Origin of the sequence: Paenibacillus sp. FSL H8-0537 (assembly GCF_038051995.1) — a bacterium.
Lineage (GTDB): Bacteria > Bacillota > Bacilli > Paenibacillales > Paenibacillaceae > Pristimantibacillus.
Window position 1 is genome coordinate 198,199 of record NZ_CP150290.1, and the last position, 21,982, is coordinate 220,180.

Annotated in this window: 20 protein-coding genes and 1 riboswitch; of the genes, 12 read left to right on the forward strand and 8 right to left on the reverse strand. The window is 48.3% G+C overall.

Features of this window, described 5'->3' with window-relative positions:
* Positions 1-160: 160 nt before the first annotated feature.
* Positions 161-1,003 (forward strand): methyl-accepting chemotaxis protein, encoded by an 843-nt coding sequence (locus tag MHB80_RS00855; RefSeq protein WP_341280412.1) that lies wholly within the window; start codon positions 161-163, stop codon positions 1,001-1,003.
* Positions 1,004-1,561: 558 nt separating this feature from the next.
* A complete protein-coding gene (locus MHB80_RS00860) occupies positions 1,562-1,756 on the forward strand; it encodes an aspartyl-phosphate phosphatase Spo0E family protein (protein WP_046229618.1) in 195 nt (64 codons plus the stop codon).
* A gap of 4 nt (positions 1,757-1,760) precedes the next feature.
* Here the strand turns inward: MHB80_RS00860 and tadA are convergent, their stop codons facing one another.
* Entirely contained in the window at positions 1,761-2,231 is a 471-nt protein-coding gene (gene tadA, locus MHB80_RS00865) for a tRNA adenosine(34) deaminase TadA (RefSeq protein WP_341280413.1), read from the reverse strand.
* A gap of 215 nt (positions 2,232-2,446) precedes the next feature.
* Between tadA and MHB80_RS00870 the strand changes: the two genes are divergently transcribed.
* The 4 genes from MHB80_RS00870 (at position 2,447) to MHB80_RS00885 (ending at position 6,983) form a co-directional block, all read left to right on the forward strand.
* Positions 2,447-4,333: an ATP-binding protein gene (locus tag MHB80_RS00870; protein ID WP_341280414.1), complete on the forward strand. Its 1,887-nt coding sequence runs from the start codon at positions 2,447-2,449 to the stop codon at positions 4,331-4,333.
* A 36-nt stretch (positions 4,334-4,369) separates the two neighbouring features.
* Entirely contained in the window at positions 4,370-5,083 is a 714-nt protein-coding gene (rluF, locus tag MHB80_RS00875) for a 23S rRNA pseudouridine(2604) synthase RluF (RefSeq protein WP_341280415.1), read from the forward strand.
* A 288-nt stretch (positions 5,084-5,371) separates the two neighbouring features.
* A complete protein-coding gene (locus MHB80_RS00880; RefSeq protein ID WP_341280416.1) occupies positions 5,372-5,803 on the forward strand; it encodes a MarR family transcriptional regulator in 432 nt (143 codons plus the stop codon).
* A 157-nt stretch (positions 5,804-5,960) separates the two neighbouring features.
* On the forward strand, positions 5,961-6,983 hold the full coding sequence (locus MHB80_RS00885; protein ID WP_341280417.1) for an NADH:flavin oxidoreductase/NADH oxidase: 1,023 nt from the start codon (positions 5,961-5,963) through the stop codon (positions 6,981-6,983).
* A gap of 274 nt (positions 6,984-7,257) precedes the next feature.
* Here the strand turns inward: MHB80_RS00885 and motB are convergent, their stop codons facing one another.
* Positions 7,258-8,097 (reverse strand): flagellar motor protein MotB, encoded by an 840-nt coding sequence (gene motB, locus MHB80_RS00890; protein WP_341280418.1) that lies wholly within the window; start codon positions 8,095-8,097, stop codon positions 7,258-7,260.
* Positions 8,081-8,881 (reverse strand): flagellar motor stator protein MotA, encoded by an 801-nt coding sequence (motA, locus tag MHB80_RS00895; RefSeq protein ID WP_341280419.1) that lies wholly within the window; start codon positions 8,879-8,881, stop codon positions 8,081-8,083. The genes motB and motA overlap by 17 nt, the downstream gene beginning before the upstream one ends.
* 163 nt (positions 8,882-9,044) lie before the next feature.
* Between motA and MHB80_RS00900 the strand changes: the two genes are divergently transcribed.
* The 4 genes from MHB80_RS00900 to MHB80_RS00915 all read left to right on the forward strand — a co-directional run bounded on the left by MHB80_RS00900 (position 9,045) and on the right by MHB80_RS00915 (position 13,687).
* Positions 9,045-9,338, forward strand: a complete 294-nt coding sequence (locus MHB80_RS00900) for a hypothetical protein (RefSeq protein ID WP_341280420.1) — start codon at positions 9,045-9,047, stop codon at positions 9,336-9,338.
* Positions 9,339-9,500: 162 nt separating this feature from the next.
* Positions 9,501-10,784, forward strand: a complete 1,284-nt coding sequence (locus tag MHB80_RS00905; RefSeq protein WP_341280421.1) for an EAL domain-containing protein — start codon at positions 9,501-9,503, stop codon at positions 10,782-10,784.
* 166 nt (positions 10,785-10,950) lie between these two features.
* Positions 10,951-12,414, forward strand: coding sequence for a PLP-dependent aminotransferase family protein (locus MHB80_RS00910; protein WP_341280422.1), 1,464 nt, complete (start codon positions 10,951-10,953; stop codon positions 12,412-12,414).
* Between the two features lie 61 nt (positions 12,415-12,475).
* Positions 12,476-13,687 (forward strand): aminotransferase class I/II-fold pyridoxal phosphate-dependent enzyme, encoded by a 1,212-nt coding sequence (locus MHB80_RS00915; RefSeq protein ID WP_341280423.1) that lies wholly within the window; start codon positions 12,476-12,478, stop codon positions 13,685-13,687.
* A gap of 52 nt (positions 13,688-13,739) precedes the next feature.
* On the opposite strand, the gene MHB80_RS00920 is transcribed toward MHB80_RS00915, so the two are convergent.
* From MHB80_RS00920 to MHB80_RS00940, 5 genes are all read right to left on the reverse strand, one after another.
* Entirely contained in the window at positions 13,740-14,204 is a 465-nt protein-coding gene (locus MHB80_RS00920) for a GNAT family protein (protein WP_341282818.1), read from the reverse strand.
* Positions 14,205-14,269: 65 nt separating this feature from the next.
* The gene (locus tag MHB80_RS00925; protein WP_341280424.1) at positions 14,270-15,634 is read right to left on the reverse strand and encodes a deoxyribodipyrimidine photo-lyase; all 1,365 of its coding nucleotides are present in this window, start codon (positions 15,632-15,634) and stop codon (positions 14,270-14,272) included.
* A gap of 134 nt (positions 15,635-15,768) precedes the next feature.
* Positions 15,769-16,239 carry a C40 family peptidase gene (locus MHB80_RS00930; protein ID WP_341282819.1) on the reverse strand — a complete coding sequence of 157 codons (471 nt, stop codon included), beginning with the start codon at positions 16,237-16,239 and terminating at the stop codon, positions 15,769-15,771.
* 1 nt (position 16,240) lies between these two features.
* A riboswitch (cyclic di-AMP (ydaO/yuaA leader) is annotated at positions 16,241-16,412 on the reverse strand.
* A 502-nt stretch (positions 16,413-16,914) separates the two neighbouring features.
* Positions 16,915-17,730 carry a hypothetical protein gene (locus MHB80_RS00935; protein WP_341280425.1) on the reverse strand — a complete coding sequence of 272 codons (816 nt, stop codon included), beginning with the start codon at positions 17,728-17,730 and terminating at the stop codon, positions 16,915-16,917.
* Between the two features lie 14 nt (positions 17,731-17,744).
* Positions 17,745-19,838 (reverse strand): M1 family metallopeptidase, encoded by a 2,094-nt coding sequence (locus tag MHB80_RS00940; protein WP_341280426.1) that lies wholly within the window; start codon positions 19,836-19,838, stop codon positions 17,745-17,747.
* A 253-nt stretch (positions 19,839-20,091) separates the two neighbouring features.
* Here MHB80_RS00940 and MHB80_RS00945 point away from each other — a divergent pair, with 253 nt between their 5' ends.
* Together MHB80_RS00945 and MHB80_RS00950 are read left to right on the forward strand one after the other, a co-directional pair.
* Positions 20,092-20,604: a YwhD family protein gene (locus MHB80_RS00945; RefSeq protein WP_056035079.1), complete on the forward strand. Its 513-nt coding sequence runs from the start codon at positions 20,092-20,094 to the stop codon at positions 20,602-20,604.
* Between the two features lie 468 nt (positions 20,605-21,072).
* Positions 21,073-21,957: a hypothetical protein gene (locus tag MHB80_RS00950; protein WP_341280427.1), complete on the forward strand. Its 885-nt coding sequence runs from the start codon at positions 21,073-21,075 to the stop codon at positions 21,955-21,957.
* Positions 21,958-21,982 lie beyond the last annotated feature (25 nt).

The window sequence follows — 21,982 nt, forward strand, 5'->3', positions numbered from 1 at the left end:
ATTCGAGGAGGATAATGTTCCATGTGGAACATATTGTCGAACTTCTATAAAGAAGTTCACTAAAAAATGAATAAAAAAATAATTCGAAAGACCTACAAATTTGCCTGTTTTTTACCGAAATATAATTAAACAACTTGAATAGACAGTGAGGGATAATAAAATGAATACAGTTCAAGCTATGCTCCACGTGATGCCTTACATTCAGAAAATGATGAGGGAGAGTGCAAGTCTGACTCTATATGACCGCACTCATATGCTTTATTATTTGCCTATGCCGGGAGTCGATATGGGCTTCAAGACAGGCGATACGCTTAATGCGGGCTTTATGAACTTTGCCGCGCTTAAGAACGGCAGGGAGGAAAGCATCACCCATATACCCGAGGAAGCGTTTGGAATTGCGATGGATGTTGTAAACATACCAATTAAAAATGAAAATGGCGAGGTAGAAGCTGTATTTTGCGTAGCTTATAATTTAACGAGTCAGAATGAACTGGAGCATCTTGTACGGGAAAGCCACTCCATTACGGAGCATCTGGTGCAGATGGTGCAGCAAATGGCAGCCCATTCCGAGGAGTTGCATACGGCGAGCGAGCAGATTTCGAAAAATTCAAAAACAACAGCGGAAAACTCGAAGCAAATCACCAAGGTAGCAGGCTTTATTAAAGAGGTATCCGAGCAGACAAATATGCTAGGGCTTAATGCGGCAATTGAAGCAGCGCGCGCAGGCGAAGCGGGAGCAGGCTTTGGTGTCGTGGCCACCGAGGTGCGGAAGCTGTCTGTTGACTCCAAAAAAGCGACAGTTGAAATTGAAAAGGCGCTTGGCGACATCCAAACGTCGATTAAAGGCATGGAGCGCGAAATTTCGCAAATTGTGGCTTCATCCGAGGAGCAGGCTTCCATGGTTAGCGCTTTTACGAGTGTAATCGAGCGCCTGCAGAGCTCAAGCCAATCGATGAAAGACATTGCGGATCAGATGATTTCCTACAATCTGACGGAATCCTGAGTTCAACACCAGACATTAGGTTTGAGATAAATGCGTGCAGCATCTTAAAAGCGTGAGAAGCCTTGCCCCATGACGATAATCGTCAGGCGGTAAGGCTTTTTTTAAAAGAATATAGGCGCTGTATATAGGTGTTACCTATAGGTTGCCTTTATGCTATGCGAATCGCATAAGGAAGCCGTACCGATAGCCGCGGTCCTCCTACTAATGTCAGCTTTCATTTACAAAAAAAGATGTAATACGACAAAATCGCGGTTGATAAATCGACATTGCTTGTCGGGGAAATAAAAAGGACTTTCCCAAATGAAGAAATGAACAGCAGCAACCATTCATGAATGTCAACTTTGCCAATATGTTGCTGTTTTGGTTAATCATCAAAAATCAAAAAATGGGTAATATGGACTACTATATTGGAAGCTAATCCTGATTTTGTCGAAAGTTGCCTGAAAATTATAGGTGATTGTCGACACGTTTTTACAAACAGCCCACCGGAATAAGCGTATAATAAAATAAAATTGCCACACGAGCGCTATATTTAAGGAGTGGGCCACGAAGCGAGCTATGGACAAAATAATTCTACTCGATCAATTGCAATCGCTAAGGCTAAAGCTCCATGAGATAGCCGAAGCACGAGGTAGTCTGACAGACCCTGACGTTCTTGCGATTAGCGAGGAGGCAGATCAATTAATCGTTGCCCTTCAACAGATGCAGCGTGATGAGATGATTGGTTCTTCCATGCGCCGTAAAAACGACTAGTCAATTATATATTTTTACGTCGCAGCTTCCTGAAGAACTGGGTAAGCATTGTGGCGCATTCTTGTTGCAATACGCCGCTAGTCAGTTCCGTTTCGTGGTTGAAACGCGGCTCCTGCAGCAAATTCATTAGCGTGCCTGCGCATCCTGCTTTGGGATCGCCGGTTCCATATACGACACGCTTTACTCTTGATTGCACGATAGCCCCAGCACACATTGGACAAGGCTCCAATGTTACATACAAGGTACAGTCGAGCAGCCGCCAAGCGTCGAGCTCCTTGCAGGCATCGCGAATGGCGACCATTTCAGCGTGGGCAGTAGGGTCGTGCTGCGTTTCCCGCAAATTGTAGCCTCTTCCAATAATTTCACGATCCTTAACAACAATAGCTCCTATGGGAACCTCACCAATTCGCTCGGCTTTTCTGGCTTCCTCAATAGCCTGTTGCATCCAAAATTCATCTTCCTTTTCTCTCAGCATGATGAAATCCCTCCTATATCTGTAAAATCAATAGCATTTATTCAGCGAACAAATATTCTGTTGTTAACATGTGGTGGATAACTTTGGGGATAACTTTTTAGTTATACACCTTTTTATGCACAAAATATTCGACCTATATGTGCATAAGTAGGGCTTATTGTTTATAGAATGTGGATAAGTCGTTCGAATTTACGACGATAAAGGTGGTCTTCGTAGTGCCATTCAAACTCAAGCTCTGCTTACTTATTGCGATAGCATTCTTCTCCATGTTTGTCACCCTACTCATTGTGGACCAATATTCAATGTTTCGCAATATGCACAAAAATCTTGGCAGCATGCTGAGCAAAGCATCTATACAGCTCTCCGAAACGCTATTTTTATCAAATAGCCAGGTGGCCGAGGGCACACCTCTTGACGCAGGGACGGAGGAGCAATTTCACAGTATGATTGAAAACTGGAAGCGGTGGGACGCCTGCATTTTGGATATCACGATATTAAGGCCGCGGGATCATGAGGAGCAGGTTACGAGCGTAGCTAGCTATGATCTTATTTATGGCGAGCAGGGCCATTATGAGGCCGAGCTTGAACAAGAGCTGATTAATCAGACAGCCAGGGATCACCTTTTTCGGGTCAATGAATTTGAAATGGACGGGGTAGCTTATTTAAAGAGCTACTACACCAATGAAAATATGCAGCCTGCCGTTATTCGTATCGTCTATAGCTACGAATACTTTCATGATCGGGCTGCATACAAGGTGAGGGATTGGCTGAAGTATGCCGGCATTTTTATGTTATTTATCCTTTTGGGCAGTTATTTGCTGTCGGGCATGCTGCTTCGTCCGCTTAAATCGATTTTGTGGAAGGTCAATGAAGTATCTCACGGCCGTTTTGATTCATTCATTAAAGTGAGAAGCAGGGATGAATTTGGTCTGCTTGCAGTGAAAATAAACGCGATGTCGCAAAATCTCAGCATTTATATGGACAAGCTGCGCAAGGCTTTTGAAGAAAACCGCCGGATGAAAAATTATTTGCAATCCTTCATTAATCATACGAGTGATGCGATCCATGTGGTCGATTTGCAGGGAATCATTATTCAAGTAAATCAAGCCTTCGAGCAGCTGTATGGGTATACAGCGGAAGAGGCGCTTGGTTGTTCGCTCGTGCTCACGCCGGAAAGCCACCGGGGAGAAATGAAGCTGATCATTGCCTCGCTCCTTGCGGGCAAGGTGCTTCCTGCGCAGGAGACGAAGCGTTTAACGAAACTGGGTGAAGTCATCCCTGTCAGCGTTACGATATCCCCGATTCGAGACAGTGCAGGCGAGGTGAAGGCCTTCGCGAGCATTACCCGCGACATGAGGAGCCGCAACAAGATGGAGGAGCTGCTGCGCCGCTCCGAGAAGCTGACGACGGTAGGGCAGCTTGCGGCTGGCGTTGCCCATGAAATTCGCAATCCGCTGACGACGCTGCGGGGATTTCTCCAGCTTCAACTGAAAAATCAAACGGGCAATGCTCAGCATACAAGCTTGATGCTGTCGGAGCTGGATCGTATTAACCTGATCGTCAGCGAATTTTTGATTTTGGCAAAGCCTCAGGCAACACAGTTTACCGTAAAGGATGTTAAGCAGGTGCTGCGCGATGTGCTGCTGTTTCTGGACAGCGAGGCACATCTGCATAATGCGGAGTTTCTAACCGTTTTCACCGAAGAGTCCTGCGAGATTTCCTGTGAGGAAAATCAGCTCAAGCAAGTATTCATTAATGTGTTGAAAAATGCAATCGAAGCGATGCCGAGCGGCGGTCCGATATACATACGCTTGAAACGCAATGTAAGCCACATTACCATAGAAATAGCTGATGAAGGTATCGGCATTCCGGAGGAAATGATCCCACAAATCGGAAGTCCATTCCTCACGGGCAAAGAGAGCGGCACTGGACTTGGCATGATGGTCAGCCAACGCATTATCCAGAGCCATCAAGGCATGATTGATATTCAAAGCCAAGTGAATGCCGGAACAACGGTGACCATTACGCTTCCCACTTTGAAAGAAGGGGGCGACGGAGGTATACTAGTAGAAAAAGCAGGCGCTGCAGGTTTATATGGATAGCAGATTGAGCGGCATACTTGGATGAGGTGAGTGCAGTTGAGGATTAATAAATTTATTAGTGAAACTGGTTATTGCTCGCGTCGGGAAGCAGACAAGCTGGTAGAAGGCGGACGGGTAACGATTAATGGCAGCCCAGCGCTTCTGGGCAGTCAAGCAGAGCACGGCGATGATGTGCGTATTGATGGCAACCGAATTGGAGAGCATAAGGGCCATGTGTATATTGCTCTAAACAAGCCCGCAGGCATCACTTGTACGACCGAGCTGCATATTGAGGGCAACATTGTTGATTATGTGCGCCATCAGGAGCGGATTTTTCCGATTGGCAGACTCGATAAAGATTCTGAAGGGCTTATTCTCATGACGAATGACGGAGATGTTGTGAATCCGATTTTGCGTTCGGAGGGCAAGCATGAGAAGGAATATATTGTGACGGTAGATCGTCCGATCAGCGAATCGTTTGTCATTGGCATGTCCGAGGGCGTCAAAATTTTGGGCAGCATGACGCTGCCCTGTAAAGTGACGCGCAGTTCGGAGCGCGTGTTCCGCATCGTATTAACTGAGGGGCGCAATCGCCAAATTCGCAGAATGTGCGAAGCCTTTGGCTACCATGTGCGGAAGCTTCAGCGTGTCCGCATTATGAACATTCAATTAGGCGAGCTGCCTATTGGCAAGTGGAGAGACTTGACGGAGCTGGAGAAAGCGCAGCTGTTTGATCTGCTGGATTATACGCCATCAGCACCGACAAGCTAAGCAGGAGCTGAAATAAGGGGAGGGGCAGTCGATAAAGCGACTGCCCCTTTTATTTGAAGAAACGGGCAGAATATTTTGAATGGAATTTGCTCGAGTTTCTAATTTGAAATAGATATCCTAAGCCAAATGCAGATTGGCAAGGATTTCACTGCTACTGGTTTAGCTATAGAAAAAACGTTATAATACTTGATATATCAGATTGAAAGCTTAAGCTCGCATCTCTCATGCTTAATAGATTATGAATATGCGAATGACTATATTCTATGGAATAGAACAGGTGAAACTTGTATGAATGACAACACCAATAACGAACTTCTAGATAATTGGCTCGCTCTTACCAGCTTACAGGCGAACATAAATAATGAATTAGAAAATGTTTTACAGGAGAAATACAGCTTAACCTTAAAGGAGTTTTATGTTCTCTATTTCTTATCTCAAACCAGCGAGAAAAAATTAAGATTACTGCAATTGCAAGAAATGGTCGGCTTAAGTCAAAGTGCGATATCAAGGCTGGTTGGTCGAATGGAAGCCAAAAATTGTGGTGCCCTGCAACGACATGTTTGCGAAGATGATCGCAGAGGGGTTTACACCTGTTTAACTGAGCTTGGTGAAGACAAATTTAAAAGAGCGCTGGCTACTTTTAATGAATTTTTTGCTCAATCTACTTCTCTAAGGGATGCCCTCCAGCAAGAACTGCAGTCTTTAAACAAAAAATGGTGATCGCCTTGCCCAGAAAGGTTATTCTGGGTATTTTCATATAGCCCTCTGAGTTGACAAAGAAAAAATAATCATGCTAATATAAATGCACGCGCATGCATTAATTTGTTATTAGAAAAACACAGTCTAACTGATTAAATATCCAAAAGGAGTCTTTTTGATGAAGGATCTATTTAGCACGTATGAGTTTAAAGGAATGTCCTTGAAAAATCGTATTGTGATGCCTCCAATGTGTCAGTATTCGGTTGATAAAAAGGATGGGGCAGCTACCGATTGGCATTATCTGCACTATGTAAGTCGAGCTGTTGGCGGAGCAGGCTTTATTATGATTGAAATGACCGATGTAGAACCGGACGGACGCATTTCAGACTTTGATTTGGGCTTGTGGTCGGATGAGCAAATACCGGCTTTGAAAAGAATTGTAGATGCCTGCCATAGCTATGGTGCAAAAGTGGGTATTCAGATCGCTCATGCCGGACGGAAAGCGGAAGATGCTGAAGTGCCAGTTGCTCCATCCGCTATTCCATTTGATGAGAATTCAAAAAAACCGAGAGCTCTTTCAACACAGGAAGTCAAAGAAATGGTAGAAAAATTTCGAGGTGCAGTACAACGTGCTGTAAAAGCTGGCATGGATGCCATTGAGCTTCATGGGGCCCACGGCTATTTAATCCACCAGTTTCATTCGCCGCTTACAAATAGAAGAGAAGATGAATATGGGAAGGACCTAACCCAGTTTGGCCGAGAAATTATTCAGGCTGCTAAGGCCGAGATGCCGGAGGACATGCCGTTAATTATGCGCATATCTGCTAAAGAGTATGTAGAAGGCGGATACGGAATGGCTGAAAGCATTGCATTTGCCAAGGAATATCAAGCGGCGGGAGTAGATATGTTTGACATCTCCTCGGGTGGAGAAGGACCTATTACTGCTTGGGGCAGACCGGGTACTCATGCTGCTTATCAAGTGCCATTGGCAAGAGAAATCAGACAGGCGCTGGATGTTCCAGTTATTGCAGTAGGCAGACTGGAGGATCCTGTTCTAGCTAATGCTGTGATCGGGAATGAAGATGCAGATCTAGTAGCTGTAGGCAGGGGAATGCTCAGAAATCCTTATTGGGCTCTGGAAGCTGCAGCTATGCTGAAAAAAGAAACAACCGTACCAACGCAATATACAACAGGCTTCTAATCGTATAGCAGCAAGAAAAGCCGTCACTTCCGATGCATTCGCATGGAAGTGACGGCTTTTCTGTTAAAATATAGGCTGATTATAAGTTTTACCCTCATAATCAGCCTATATTTCATCGCGAAACGGCAGCTTTGCTGCCAGAGGACGGCTATCGCCGTTTACGCTTGAAATATAGGAAAGGATATGATTTTTCCATCCTTTCTCTATATTTCTCTGAATGAAACGCGCTGCGCCGCCAAAGGACAGCGACAGCCGTTTCACCTTGCCAACTCGGTTATTCTTTCGGTTTGACCTTGAGCTCCTGCGCTTTCTCCAAATCTACATAGTTGCGGATAATGGATACTTCAACGCGGCGATTTTTCGCTCGGCCTTCCTCGGTGTCGTTGCTGGCAAGCGGGCGATTTTCTCCGTAGCCGCTTGCGGTAAATCTGGTCGGTGAGAGCTGTTTATTTTCAAGCAAAATGTCCATAAAACGTACAGCACGGGAGGTGCTTAAATCCCAGTTCGATCTGAAGAGATAGGTGTTAATCGGTTTGTTGTCCGTGTGTCCCGATACGATAATTTCGTAGTCCGGATACTGCTGGAGCATCGTGGCGATGGATGTGGCCAGCTCGCGTGAGTCTTCCTTCACTTCGGAGCTGCCGGATGCGAACAGCGCCTCATCGCTAATGGTAATCATGAGCTGAGACTGATTGAGCTTCGTCTCCAGGTCGGAGGTGAGACCATTTTTCTTAATATAGTCATCAATTTGCTTCTTAAGCTTCTCCAGATCCTCTTGCTCCTGCTTGATCAGCTCTTCACGGCGTTTTTGCGCATCGTCCTTCTCTTCATCACCGGCAGCCGGCTTTTGCGTTGAATCGCTAGGCGACGGTTTCTGCGTCTCTCTTTGATCTCCCGTAGTGATCGCTGCCGGATCAGTAAGCAAGCCGGTACCGCCAGTAAAGGCGATATTGAAGGCATTGCTCATTTCCTGGAATTTTTTTACGTCGACCGAGTTCATTGAATACAATACGATAAACAGTGCCAGCAGCAGAGTGAGCAAGTCGGCATAAGGAATGAGCCAGGATTCGTCAACATGCTCCTCATGTTCTTCGTGCCTATGCTTTTTGCTCAACGGCCCCTTCCTCCTTCTCCCTCATCTTCTCACGCTCGGTCGGAGTTAGGAATACCGACAGCTTTTGGTTGATTGCAATGGTGGATACGCCGGATTGGATAGAGAGCAAGCCTTCTACCATCATCAGACGGATTTGAACTTCAGCCTTCGACAGTCGTTTCAGCTTGTTGGCAAATGGATGCCATAATACATAACCTGTGAAAATACCAAGCAGCGTTGCGATAAAAGCACCAGCGATGGCGTGGGACAGCTTCTCAATGTCACTCATATCTGACAAGGCGGCAATCAGACCAACAACGGCACCGAGTACGCCGAGTGTAGGCGCATATGTACCCGCTTGGGTGAAAATAAGAGCGCCGACTTTATGGCGGTCTTCCGTAGCGGCAATATCCTCAAGCAGAACGTCGCGAACGAATTCCTGATCGTTGCCGTCAATAATCATCCGCATGCCGTTACGCAGGAAGTTATCTTCGATTTCATCTACTTTAGCTTCAAGAGCGAGCAGGCCTTCGCGGCGTGTAATGCCGGCCCATTCCATAAATTGAGTAATAAGTTTTTCACGTGAGGTCAAGTTCTGTGTGCCAAATACCATTTTAAACAGCTTGCCGGTTTTTTGCAGCTCTGACATGGGGAAAGCGATCATGACGGCTGCGACAGTACCCAAGATGATAATCATGTAGGCAGCAGGATTCAAGAGACTGGAAATCGGAGCTCCCTTAACCACCATCCCGCCAAAGATACCTATAATAGCTAGAATAATACCGATAATAGTTGAATTTTTCATTATGCACCCCGTCCAATACAATTTCGAAAGTTCTCTATCTTTATTATCGACAGAAGGGGGCAAGGAGATTAGACCTGAAAAGGATTTAAACAGAAAGGCATTAAAAATTGTGAAAATGAGGTAAAATGAATCATATAAATCAGTGAAAAGGTGGAACCTTATTATGGGCGTAAAGCATGCAAGGGAATATGCGGATATATTGAAGGAACTTACAACGGCAGTCAGCGCGATTGAGGACAGCTACTCCTTTTTTGAAATGGAGAAGGAGGAGTGGGAGGTGCTAGGGGAAGACGAAAAGCACGAGGTGATGGAGGCGTTGGCCGACGATGTGTTTTTCGGGCTGGGCGAGCAAGAGATGATCGAGGTGGGCGCAGGCAAAGTTTCCTACCACGCGAAGCATCATGTCATTGAGGTCGCGCAGGGCGATAATGTCACGCATATGGTACGGTTGATTTAGAGCATAAGGCCAGCAAGACATTTGGGGCCAGGTCTTATGGGGAAAAATCGGACTTTGCGAACGCTGTCGCTTCTTTACAACGAATGTCGATTCCGCTACAATAGGGTCTAACTTTAACAATGGAAGAATATATGACATCGTTTTTATGTAGAGGAGCACGCGATGAAGGACCGACAACCGATGCGAAAGATACCGGAATCGCTGGGCCTTAAGGGTGAGCGGCTGGCTGCCTTCTATCAGCCTATCTTGGCGATGGACACCAGAACCATAATGGGATATGAGGTGCTGGGCAGGGCTTGTGCAGGCGAGCGCGTACGCAGCTTGGGTCCGTTTTTTGGAGACGCCGCCATTTCGGTAGAGGATCATATTGTGGTCGATCGGATTTTGCGAGAGCAGGCGATGCGCAAGCTGGGTGCAGAAAATAAAGAGTCGCTGCTGTTTATTAATTTAAAGCCGAACTGGATTCATCGCTATCGGCAATCTGGCGAGCTGTTTACGCTGCAGTTGATTGATAAATACGGGATTGATCCACGCCGCATCGTCATCGAGATTACCGAGGAAAGCTTTAATGGCCCGATGGATGAGCTGCGCTCCATTGTAGATCTGTACCGTTCGAGAGGCTGCCTCATTGCGATTGATGATGTGGGGAGCGGATTCAGCAGTACAGATCGTATTGCCCATATCCAGCCTAATATACTGAAGATCGACATTCATATGATCAAAAAGAGCGCGACGCACAATGGTTATCTAGGCGCCCTTCGCTCCTTCTCCGCGCTAGCCGAGCAGATCGGAGCGTCACTGCTGGCTGAAGGTGTAGAGACGCGTCAGGATTTGGTGCGTGCGATTGAAGCGGGAGCCCGCTATGTGCAGGGCTTCTTCTTCTCCAAGGCGGAGCCGGAATTTCAGCGGGCGGATCGTTTCGCCGGAGCGCTTGAAGCCGAGCTTGCGGAATATGTCCAGCAGCGCTTGCGCTCCGAGACGACTTGGCAGAAGGAAGCGGCACAGCTTGCGGCCCTCATCGATAAGGATTGTATTTTCGGGCAAGAGAGCGATTTAGGCAAACCAGGGGAAGTCAATGGATGGATCACCGGTTTGCTGGAGCAGCTGCCGCCGGGCTGCGTTCGTATTTATTTGTGCCGGGAGGATGGCATTCAGCTATCTGCGAACTATTGCAGGGTGGGGGCTGGCGAGTGGGAGCGGCAGGATGAATATTACGGGGCGAACTGGAGCTGGCGTCCTTACTTCATTCCTACCATTGCGCAGCTGAGCGAGACTCAGCGTACCCTTGTGTCGCGTGCCTACGTCGATCTGGATACATGCGAATGGATTCGGACTGTATCCATTCTTGCTGGTCCCGGACTTATTTTATTTGCAGATATGAAGGATTATGAACAGCAGACGGACCGGCAACGAGAGGACGCTGCTTGCAGAACCACGACAGGATGAAAAATCCGGAGTCGTGGTTCTTTTGTTAATATATAGGAAAGGATATGATGGCTTCATCCCTTCTCTATATTTCTTCGCGAAACGATAGCTTTGCCGCCAAAGGACGGCTTCAGCCGTTTACGCTTGACTGGGAGCATATGCCATGATAAAGGTGGGGCGATGAGAAATGTATCATGATTTCAAGCTCATAGAAGGACGTCCAGTATCGATTCAAGTGAAAGATTATATGAAGCGTTTAATGATAAAAGGCGCGCTGCAGCCGCATCAGAAGCTGCCGTCGACACGTGAGCTGGGCATATTGCTCGGTGTAAGCCGCAATACGGTCATCGCCGCTTATGCGGAGCTGGCCGATGAGGGCCGTGTATATGCCCTGCAAGGCAAAGGTAATTATGTGTCAGAGGATTCGGCGGGAAGCGTCGCCCCGCCATCCTTGTCCTGGAAATTGCCGTGGAAGGAGCGGCTAAGCAAGCAGGCTTTGCTTGCAGAGGAGCTGGATCTCATGAAGCGCGGCATTCGCGCAGGCAAGAGTACGATTTCTTTTACGAGCATTGCCCCGGATCAGAAGCTGTTTGATCTGGATCATGTGAAGCAGGCGTTTCTGGGCCGTATGTCAGTGGAGGGCCATGTGCTGCTGAACTACGGCTATGCCAAAGGCTATAAGCCGCTGATAGAGTATCTGATGACATATATGGAGAACAAGGGCGTGGATGTGCAAGGCAAGGATATGCTCATTACGGCCGGCTTTACGGAAGGATTTGACCTTGTGCTGGCAGCGCTCCGGCCCAAGCACGGCGCAGTTATCTGCGAAAATCCGACCCATCATACCGCGATTAAAAATCTCAAGCTGCACGGCTTTGACATTAAAGGCGTTACGATGGAGCCAGATGGCATTCATTTGGGAGAGCTTGAACGGGCTTTGGAGGAGCGGGCGTTCGACTGTGCTTATTTCGTACCCTCCTACCATAATCCGACAGGCATTGTGATGTCGATGGAGAAACGGCTGGCGCTGATGCAGCTCATGAGCCGTTATAAAATTCCCGTCATTGAAGACGGATTTAATGAGGAGCTGCGCTACTCCGGAGCGCATGTGCCGCCGCTCATCGCTTCGGCGGGCAGCGGCAACAGCGTTATTTATATTGGAAGCTTCTCGAAGGTGCTGTTTCCCGGCCTGCGGGTCGGGTGGGTGCTTGCGGACCGCGAGCTGATTGATTATTTGGAGAGCATGAAGCGGGCCCGCAGCATTCATACGTCGACACTTGACCAATCGCTGCTCTATCAATATTTGCATAATGGCAATCTGCATAAATATTTGAAGCGTGCGCGGTCGGAATACAAGCGGAAATACGAGCTGACGCTGCAAACTTGCAAAGCTTTTGTTCCCTATCAGACGCTGTCGGGGGATGGCGGGCTGCATTTGTTTGTGACATTTCCGGAAGCCTGCAGCGTGCGTGAGCTTCTGGAGGCGTGCGCGCAGCAAGGCGTTATTTTTACCTTAGGCCATCCTTTCTTTACGGATGGACGGGGCAGCAATACGCTGCGACTAGGGTTTTCCCGCGTGGCGGATGAGGATATTGTGCGCGGTATTCGGATTATTGGCGATACGGCAAAGCAGCTGTGGGGCCTTGCATAAGAAGGAAGAGTTAGAGCGAAGCTGATACATTTTATTATTTTGAAAAGGGGATGCAGGCATTATGGTGCAGTATAACGTTTCACCGCTTGTAAAGAGCTTGCCCGCTTCGGGCATTCGCAAGTTTTTCGATATGGCCGGGCAGGATGAAAATATGATTTCGCTGGGCGTAGGCGAACCGGATTTTGCAACACCGGAGCGTGTGCGCGCCGCGTGCATACGAGCGCTGGAAAGCGGTCAGACGATGTACACGCCAAATGCCGGTCTAATGGAGCTGCGCGAGGAAATCACCGCATATTTGGAGAGCAGCTTTCGATTGAATTACGAGCCGAAGGACGAGATTTTGGTGACGGTGGGCAGCAGCGAGGCGCTTGATCTGGCCATGCGCACACTGATTTGTCCGGGCGACGAGGTGCTGATTCCGGTTCCCAGCTATATTGCTTATTCGCCCATTGTAGCGCTGCAAGGTGGCAGTATCGTAAACGTTGAGACGCATGAGCATGAGCAATTTAAGCTAACGGCACAATCGCTGCGGGCAAAAATTACCCCGCGCTCCAAAGTGCTGCTGATTAACTATCCGAACAACCCGACGGGGGCGGTCATGTCCTACGAGGATTGGCTCCCCATTGCTGAGCTTGTGAAGGCGTATAATCTGATCGTCGTTTCCGATGAGGTTTATGCGGAGCTGACTTATGAGAGCCAGCATGTAAGCATCGCATCGCTGCCTGGCATGCAGGAGCGGACGATCGTCATCAGCGGCTTCTCTAAAGCTTTTGCCATGACAGGCTGGCGCATTGGCTATGCCTGCGGCCCTGTAGAAATTATTTCGCAAATGCTGAAAATCCATCAATATACGGCAATGTGCGCACCTATAATGGGACAGATTGCTGCTCTGGAATCGCTGCGCAGCGGATTGGCCGACAAGGACCTAATGAAGGAGGCCTATAAGCAGCGCAGGGCGATGTTCGTGGGCGGCTTGCAGAAGCTGGGGCTTTCCTGCCATATGCCGCAAGGGGCATTTTATGCTTTTCCATCCATTGCCCATACGGGATTGAGCTCGGAGCAGTTTGCCTTTCGGCTCATGCAGGAAGCAGGCGTTGCTGTCGTGCCAGGGCATGTATTTGGCCCGGGCGGTGAAGGACGCATTCGCTGCTCCTATTCGGTATCGCCAGCGAAGCTGTCTGAAGCTTTGGAGCGAATAGGCTGTTATATGAGCCAGGTGGGGCAGGATGAATCCTTGCAGCAGATGCAGCAGTTGGAGCGGATTGGCGGTTGAAGGGAGCGGTGAGGAAGGGGTTAGGAAAGAAAGAAGAGGGGTAAAAGAGGCGCTAAGCTTCTTCCCCTCCTCCGTAGACCATGCAATGGAATTCCGCCGCGCCTTGCGGTGTTGGGCGGATATACGTATCGGTAATGCGGAAGCCTGCCTTCTTGTACACGCGAATAGCGCGTGCATTCCAGGTCAGCACCTCTAAATCCAGCTCGCTGTGTGGAGCACGTCGGCGAGCTTCCTCTATCAGCAGTTCAACAAAGTCGGTGCCCGAGCCCCTGCTGCAAAGCTGTGGATGCAGGCCGAGGCCAAGCCGCAGCACTTCATCCCCCAGCGGGAAAAACTGTGCAAAACCAACGAGCTCCCCATGGTCATCTAAAATAGCGGCGTATTGCTTCTGGCGAAGCTCGGGATCACCGAACTCCATTTCTGCTTTCTCCATAGCCTCCCATGCGGGCCATTGGTAGATGCCGTAAGGCGGTTCGTACCGCCAATCGCACAGCTGGCGGGCATGGGAGGCGTCCATTGCGGCAATCTTCCACCCGAATGGCGGCTGGGCGCCGTCAGGAGCAGCACTCGCATTTGTCATGATTACACAATCTCCTTATAGACCTCAATCGCGCGGGCACGTGAAGCCTTCAAATCTACAATGGCATGCGGCTGCGGCAGGTGGATTTGCTTATCGGACAGATGGGCAAGCTCAGGCAGCCAGCGTCTAATGTAAGTACCGCTCGGATCATGAGTTGCGGACTGCGTAGCCGGATTCATAATGCGAAAATACGGCGCGGCGTCGTAGCCGAGCGACGAGCTCCACAGCCAGCCGCCCCGGTTCAGCGTATTATCATAATCGGCCAGCTGGCGGCGGAAATGCTGCTCGCCCAGCGTAAACGGGCACAGCAGGTTTTTCGTCAAAAACATGGCGGTAACCATCCGCAGCCGATTCGGCATTTCGCCGGTTTCATTAAGCTGCTTCATAGCGGCATCAATAACAGGAATGCCCGTTTTTCCTTGGCTCCATGCCTCGAAATGCTGATCGTTCAGCCCAGATAAATCAAACTTCTGCTCATAGCGATAGAAGTCCTCATTGTATTTCCCTTGGTACAGAAAAAAATCCCGCCATGCCAGCTGCCTAATCCAAGATTCGGCTCCATACTGCTGCTGCGCTGCTTCATAGGCTTGCCTTGCTGACAGCGCTCCTGTATTCAAATAACGCGCCAAATGGCTTGTCTGGTTTTCCGCAAACTGGTCGCGGCTGCCTTCATAGCCAGCTAGGCGGCGGTTTAGAAATTGCTCCAGCGCATCGGCTGCACTCAGCGTTCCCGCGTCCGCCGTGCCAGATGCTCCCGCTACCCGCATAAAGGCTGCCGCAGCGGGATGCTCCCGAGGAAGACTGAAGCGCTCTGCTATGCTGGCATCTATATTTTTCAGCGTATCCAGCTGTTTCAGCGTTGTTTCGCCCGCAGGGGAATAATGGCTTTGCATAAAGGACTGCCACATGCGGTAAAAGGGCGTAAATACCTTGTAAGGCTCACTGCGCCTGGAAAACGTATGAAGCTCCTCCAAATCGGCGAGTGGCGCATCGTCGAGCGGCAGCCAGCGACGTCCCGTTGCGCGCACAACCTGCGCAGTCGCTTTGTCGCGAATACGGGCATAAGGCGTATAGTCCATGTGGACGAGCACCTCTTCAATGGGATGGGCCAGCAGCAGCGCTTCGGTAATGGCAGCGGGATCGCCGTAAAGCACATGCAGCTGCTCGCCCGCCGCCTTGTACTGTTCCAATAGGGAGGTGGCCTGGGACAGGAAGGTTCTGCCGCTGTGGCAAGAGAGCCGGTCACCGTCCGCCAGTGACGGGTCTATTATAAGCAGATGAAAGCCGCGCTGCCCAGAGCGGCGCACATAATCAAAACTGCGCAAATCGTTTGAACGCAGGTCTTTGCGGTGAATATATACATACATGGAAACGAGCCCCCTTGTGTCCGTGCTAGAAAACAGCAAAGCCGCAAGCTATTTGTCCGAAGACAAACAACTGCGGCTTTGCTGATTGAGACAGCAGCTTTTCGTTATGTAAGCGAAAAAAGCATGGCCTGGCTCTATTGCTCGCTTGCGTACTTGTCGTAAGCGTCTTGACTCATAATGCGTGTAGCTGACACGTAACGATCAGCATAATAAGACTCGCTAAGTTTGCTAATAATAACGCCTCTGCTCGAGGAAGCATGTGCAAACTTTCCATCTCCAACATAAATACCAACGTGGGAGATGCCTTTGCCGCTCGTGTTGAAGAATACAAGATCGCCAGCGATCAGGTCACTCTTCTTCACTTCACTGCCATCGTTCGATTGCGCTTGGGAAGTACGGGAAAGATCGATGCCCATTTTATCGAAAACATATTTCGTAAAACCGGAGCAGTCGAAGCCTTTCGTAGTTGTTCCGCCGCTTTGGTATGGTGTGCCGATCAGATCAGCGATAACACCGTCCATCTTCGAACCTGCGAACACGCTGCCTGCTTGGAAAGCAAGCATTAATACAAGACCAACGAGTAGTGCAGTTACCTTCTTCAAAATTTGAAACTCCTTCCGGTGCCGACGAGGTTAGCTGTGGGGTTCGGTTGTGAAGGTTCCCTATGATTTCCAAGACACTTGAATCAAGCCGTCCAAGCATCGAAATCAATTCACCCAAAGTGGTTCCCCCGTATTTCTATACCTTTGCGGTATAAAAAATTAGGCTGGTTTAATTTTGCTCTGCGCTAATAATTCGGTTTTTTCATGTGATTTCCTCCTATATGAAAGAATTTCTAATAATTCTCATGTAACCTTTTGGCTCAATTTTGCGTTAAAACAAGTTTCTTGCCTAATAAATGTTCGTTCCATCACCGTTCGCAAGCAAAAAAACATTTTGTCAGTTTATATGAGAAATAGGCAGCCAATATGCTAAGAATCGTACATATAGGCTAGAATTATAGCGTAAAATGAAGAATTAGAGAGTTTAGTCAGCATCAGTCTAAGGGTTGGTAAATGAATAGAAGCGTTGCCTGCAGAAGCTTTATAACATAAAAACCCCGATTGCGGCCTCTTGTCCGCAATCGGGGTTTTTATGAGAAGGACTTTAGAAAAATGAGAATACTAAATGAGAATTAGGGAGGGACGCCCTCATTTTTCTAAACCTAATTTCCTATTTATGGAAGTCAAAAGTCGTATAAAAGGGTCCTAAAAGGAGCCTGAAACGGTCTTAAAACGGTCTCAGCTTTGCTTCGATTGCAGGCAATCGTATTGTGCAGCGAGCGTCCATACCTTTAACAAGGTACGGAGCAGATGATAGGCTTGATGCATGATGAGCGCCAGTATTCCCGCCCAAGCATAGGAAAGGCCGGATACCAAGAGCGAAGCGGCGACAGCCAGCAGCCACATCAGTAGAGAGAGGCCGGCATAAGGAAAAAGATTTCGGAGCGCAATGCTGAGCGAGCGCATCGAGCCCGTGCTGGAGGCGGCGCCAAACTGCATGGCGAGCAGCAGCAGGTGAACGAGGAAGCTCCACAGCAGCCAACCGCCAAAGCCTGGCAGCGTGCTTTGCAGCAGCTCGCTCAGCGAATGGCCCTCCATTAGCAGCTTGAAGGCGCGAGGAAGAAGGAACCAGCCAGGCGCGAAAATAAGCAGAGTGCGCAGCCAATAGAGCAGCGTCACAGGCTTCCAAGCTTTGCGAATGCCTTGAAGGAACTGCGTTCCACCTTTTTCGTCCATATGATGCAGCGAGTAGAGCAGCCCTGCATGGAACAGCGGGCTCAGCAGCATGCGGGCGGCGAACAAGCCGCCCAGCAGCCATAGATAGGGGCTAATCAGATCTGTTTTTGTCAATTGAAACTGGGCTTCGCTGAGGAACAGCGAAACGGCCGAGTCCGACGGATGCTGGAGGGGAAAGCGCCGCAGCAGCGGCAGTACAGTCATATCAATAAAGCGGTAAAGGAAAAGTCCCCATAATAGCTGATACAGGAACAAAAGAATGACGATGTAGAAATGGCGGATGGCGAGCCGCCAGCCTTGCTTCATATGCTGCTTCATTTTTTACCTCCTCTCTACCAGCCTACGGATGCGAGCAAGCCTTCAATAAGCTTCGTCAGACCGAGGCTCCATCGAATGCGAGACTGCTCTGGCACTTCTGCGCGCATAAAATTGTTAATATGCCTATTGTCCAGAACATTGCTGTTTTTCGGATCAACCGCTACCCATGCGAGCGGAGCAGCGTGCATTACCTTGTACTCTATATGCAACTCGGAGGCATCCCATAGTTTAGTAGTTGTTTCGCCGTCGGTAAAGGAGAAGACGAGCGGTATGGACCCGTTATGCCCGCCATTACGCTTGATCAGCACGGTAGACTCATATTGGGTCTGGCCATCCTGCTCCACTTTATTCACTCGAATATCCTCTACTGAAAAATCCGCCATCAGGCTGCCATATACATACTGGTGAAAATAATCCTGCCATTTTTCCTTCGTAACCTGCTCGACGACACGCTGGAAATCGGAAGTAGTTGGATGCTTGAATTTGTATTTTTGAAAATAGGTGCGCATAATTTTTTGCATCGTCTTTGCTCCGACCTGTTTCTCAATGCCGACCAGCACAAGCTTGGCGCGCATGTAAACATTTTCCGCATACTCATCGCTATTGTGATAGGCCCATGAAGGCTGCTTAAGCGGGGCAGGAGCTGTAATATAGCTGGCTTCCATAGCTAAATTGGGTTCGACGCCATAGGCGTTCTCCATCACTTTATCCTCGGCATACGATGTAAAGCCTTCGTCGAGCCAAGCTTCTTCGAACTCGTTCGATGCGACCATCCCGTACCAATACTGATGACCGATCTCATGTACAACGGTTCGCTCCAAGCTGTAGCCAGGGTTATCGGATTCAGCAGCTAAAGCGGTTACGAGAGTTGGATATTCCATGCCGCCTGCGCCATTCGCCCCCTTTGGCGGAACGATGATGGACAGCGTTGAATACGGATATTCACCGTACCACTCCGCGTATTTGGACAGCGACGATTTCGCTGCATGCATATACCGGTCCTTCAGCCCCTCGTGGGTAGGGTCCAAATAAAGCTTAATGCGCACGCCCGGAATGCCCGTTCCTGACAAGGTGTCCTCCGCGTATATGAAGTCTGGCGAGGCGGACCAAGCAAAGTCATGCACATCCTCGGCATAAAAATGATAGACGCTTGTGCCATTTTGCGTCACAGCTTCCTTCGTCTGAATGCCGGTTGCGGCTACCGTAAAATTTTCTGGCACAGTAATCTGGGCGCTGTACAAGCCGAAGTCGCTGTAAAATTCTGAATCGCCATGATACTGATGGACGTTCCAGCCTTCATTAGTACGGCCGCGTGTGCCATCTGTTTCATAAACGGCAAGCTTCGGAAACCACTGGCCCGCCATGACGAAGCTGCCGGAATAGCCCATGCGTGCGAATACCTCGGGCAGTTTAACCTCGTAGGTCATGGCAAGCGTTATTGATTTGCCCGGTGCGACTGGAACGGGAAGGTTAAGCTTGGTCAGCGTATAATCGTCTGTATTTCCGTCATCGGGCTGGACATAATGCAGGCGGGGAAGCAGGCTCTCGCCCTCCAGCGTTTGCAAGGTGAGCAGCTTCAAATAACCTTGGCTGTCGACCGTAGCCTTGTCGCCGCGCAGTTGGCCGCCAGACTCGCGCATGAACGTCGATTTTTCGGATTGAAAGGCATTGGGATACAGATGAAAATACAGCTCGGACACCGTTTTTTTGCCTGGGTTCGTCCAAGTCACGGTCTGGGAGCCGTCCAAATATCGGATGTCCTCTCGAAGCGCAACGTGCATGTTGTATTGGACGACTCTTTTGCTGAGCGTCTGCACGGCATCAGGCTGGACAGAGTCGGGCTGCACCGGTGCTGCCGGGGCAGGCGGCTTGGCCGTTTGCGGTTCAGCCTGTGTGTCAGCTGGTATACCGGCCGCACGGCTTGGTGGAGCAGTGGTGGTGTGGGCTGCAGCGCTATTTGCCGAACCAGCAAGTGACGGATCTGAGGTGCCGGAGGCGTACGTATACTGGGATAGCCAAGCGTTGCCGAAGCCATGATGCAGCGACAGTCCGAGCAGGACAGCCGAGAGCATAATGAGCGCGATTCGTTTGAAAGGTCCTGGAGTCATTGAACGTTTCCCTCCCGTTGACAAGCATCTACAGCATGTATATGTCGGCTTGTACAGGAATAGTCTTGTGGATTTTTGCAGCGGCGCTGCTGAAGGCGTGTAAAGCGGAAGCCGCTTGCGGATACAGCAGGAAATTGTGCCGTGTGCGCTTGTGTTATTGCGGAAAAACGGTCAAAATGGAAAGGAGAGATTGGCTGCAAGCTGCTGCGGCATTACAATAGATGAAATGTGAAGAGAGGACGTGTACGAACGGATGGAACAGCAAGGACAACCGGAGAAAAAAGAAAAGAAATCACTCGCGCTTAACGTCGTGAGCAATAAACAGCATAAAGGCTTTGGTGCAGGCACCATTGATCTGAGCCAAGTATCCTGCGTTATTATTGATGCGGGCGTCGCTTATATCGACGACGGCGCAATGCATGCGAAAAGCAAAGTGGAGCGCGGCATCAAGTTTTCGCCTAATAAAGAGGATACACCGAATGGCCGCCAATGCTGGATTGTATGGGTTGCGGTAGAACGTGGAGAGAATGGCACGAACTACGCTGGCGCAACGGCTTGCGAAATGTGGATCGACACGGAAGCGCGCCGCGGCTGGAAAATTCTCGCCGACCATGTCAACAAGCTCGATCATGCGATTAAGCGCCGCTACAACTTGGGCGAGCTGGGCGCGGAAGAAAAGGCTGCGTTCCGCAAGCTGTTAATTGAGCATAATGAAGAATGGTGGACCAATTCTTCCGATGAGCTGAAGCAGGCTTTGGAGGCGTAGGCTTGCGTCTGCTTAATTAGCTGAACAGTTACTGAAGTAATGTTATAAGTCATTAGGGCAGAGGCGTTCTTAACTTGAACGCCTTCTTTGTCATGGTTGTGAGTAAATACAAAATATTATTATCGTATATTCTAATAAGGACGCTGACTTGTGTGTTCTTATTATAGATGCTTATCAAGGTTCTTATAGCACGTCTTTTAACCAATTATTGCGCAAGTTAAGGGAGTGTTCTAAAAAGCTTCTTTCTGATTGTTATTGGAGCTGTGTACCAAGTTATCAAGGAGATATAACTAAGGAAATTATCTTGACTAATCTGATTTTTATGTCTATAATCAGGTGTATACACCTGATTATATAAATGCCATGCACATTTAATTAGCTTGCGGATGTTGACTTATCCCTATACTTGTGGTATCATCTAGTGTATACACTAGATGATATTTAATATGTAATGGAATGAGGTCTAAAATGGCACGCCCTAATCGGTATCAGATTATGGATCTCTACAAGTCAGAAATTGAATTTGTACTTCAAGAATTGAAAAAAAATATTCTTAGCGTTTCTGATATGAATTCTGTTCTTTTTTCCAATCAATATAAATGGAAATTACCTGCATCAACAACAACTGAAGAATTTTTAGAGTTTCTTGTTGAGCGAAGAAAAATCTTGCGCCAAGTCGTAATTATTTTAGGTGGTAGAGAAATAATTAGATATGTATTTACTAACAGCCAACTGGATCACACCGAGTTTGCTGTTTCTTTATTTTCCAATCTGTATTTAAGCCATTATTCCGCAGTTACTTTACATGATTTGACTAATGAAATTGTAAAATCTATTTATGTAAACCGAGAACAGTCGGAAAAAAAAGGGGCACCTTCCGCGGTGTTGCTACAGCAGAATATAGATCAGGCATTTTTAAAGCCTATGCGACAAACAAATAATTTTTTTGATTTTGAGAGTCGCCGTATATATGTCTTGAATGGACGCTATACAAATCAGTTAGGAATTATAGAGAAAAATGGGCTGCGAGTGACAGATTTAGAGAGAACTTTGATTGACATTGCAGTACGACCGGATTATTCCGGTGGCGTTAATGAAGTATTGAACATTTATAGGAGTGCTAAGGGCTTAATTTCTGTAAACAAAATGCGGATGTACATTCAGAAATTAAAATATATTTACCCATATCATCAGGCAATTGGATTTTATCTAGAGTTAGCAGGATACAATGATACTGCGCTTAAATTAATGTCAAATATACCAGTGGAACATGATTTTTATTTAACCTACAATATTATTGAAAAAGCATATTCTAATCGTTGGAAGCTATACTACCCTCGAAATTTATCTTGATCATTTTTAAGAACCGCTTGAATTG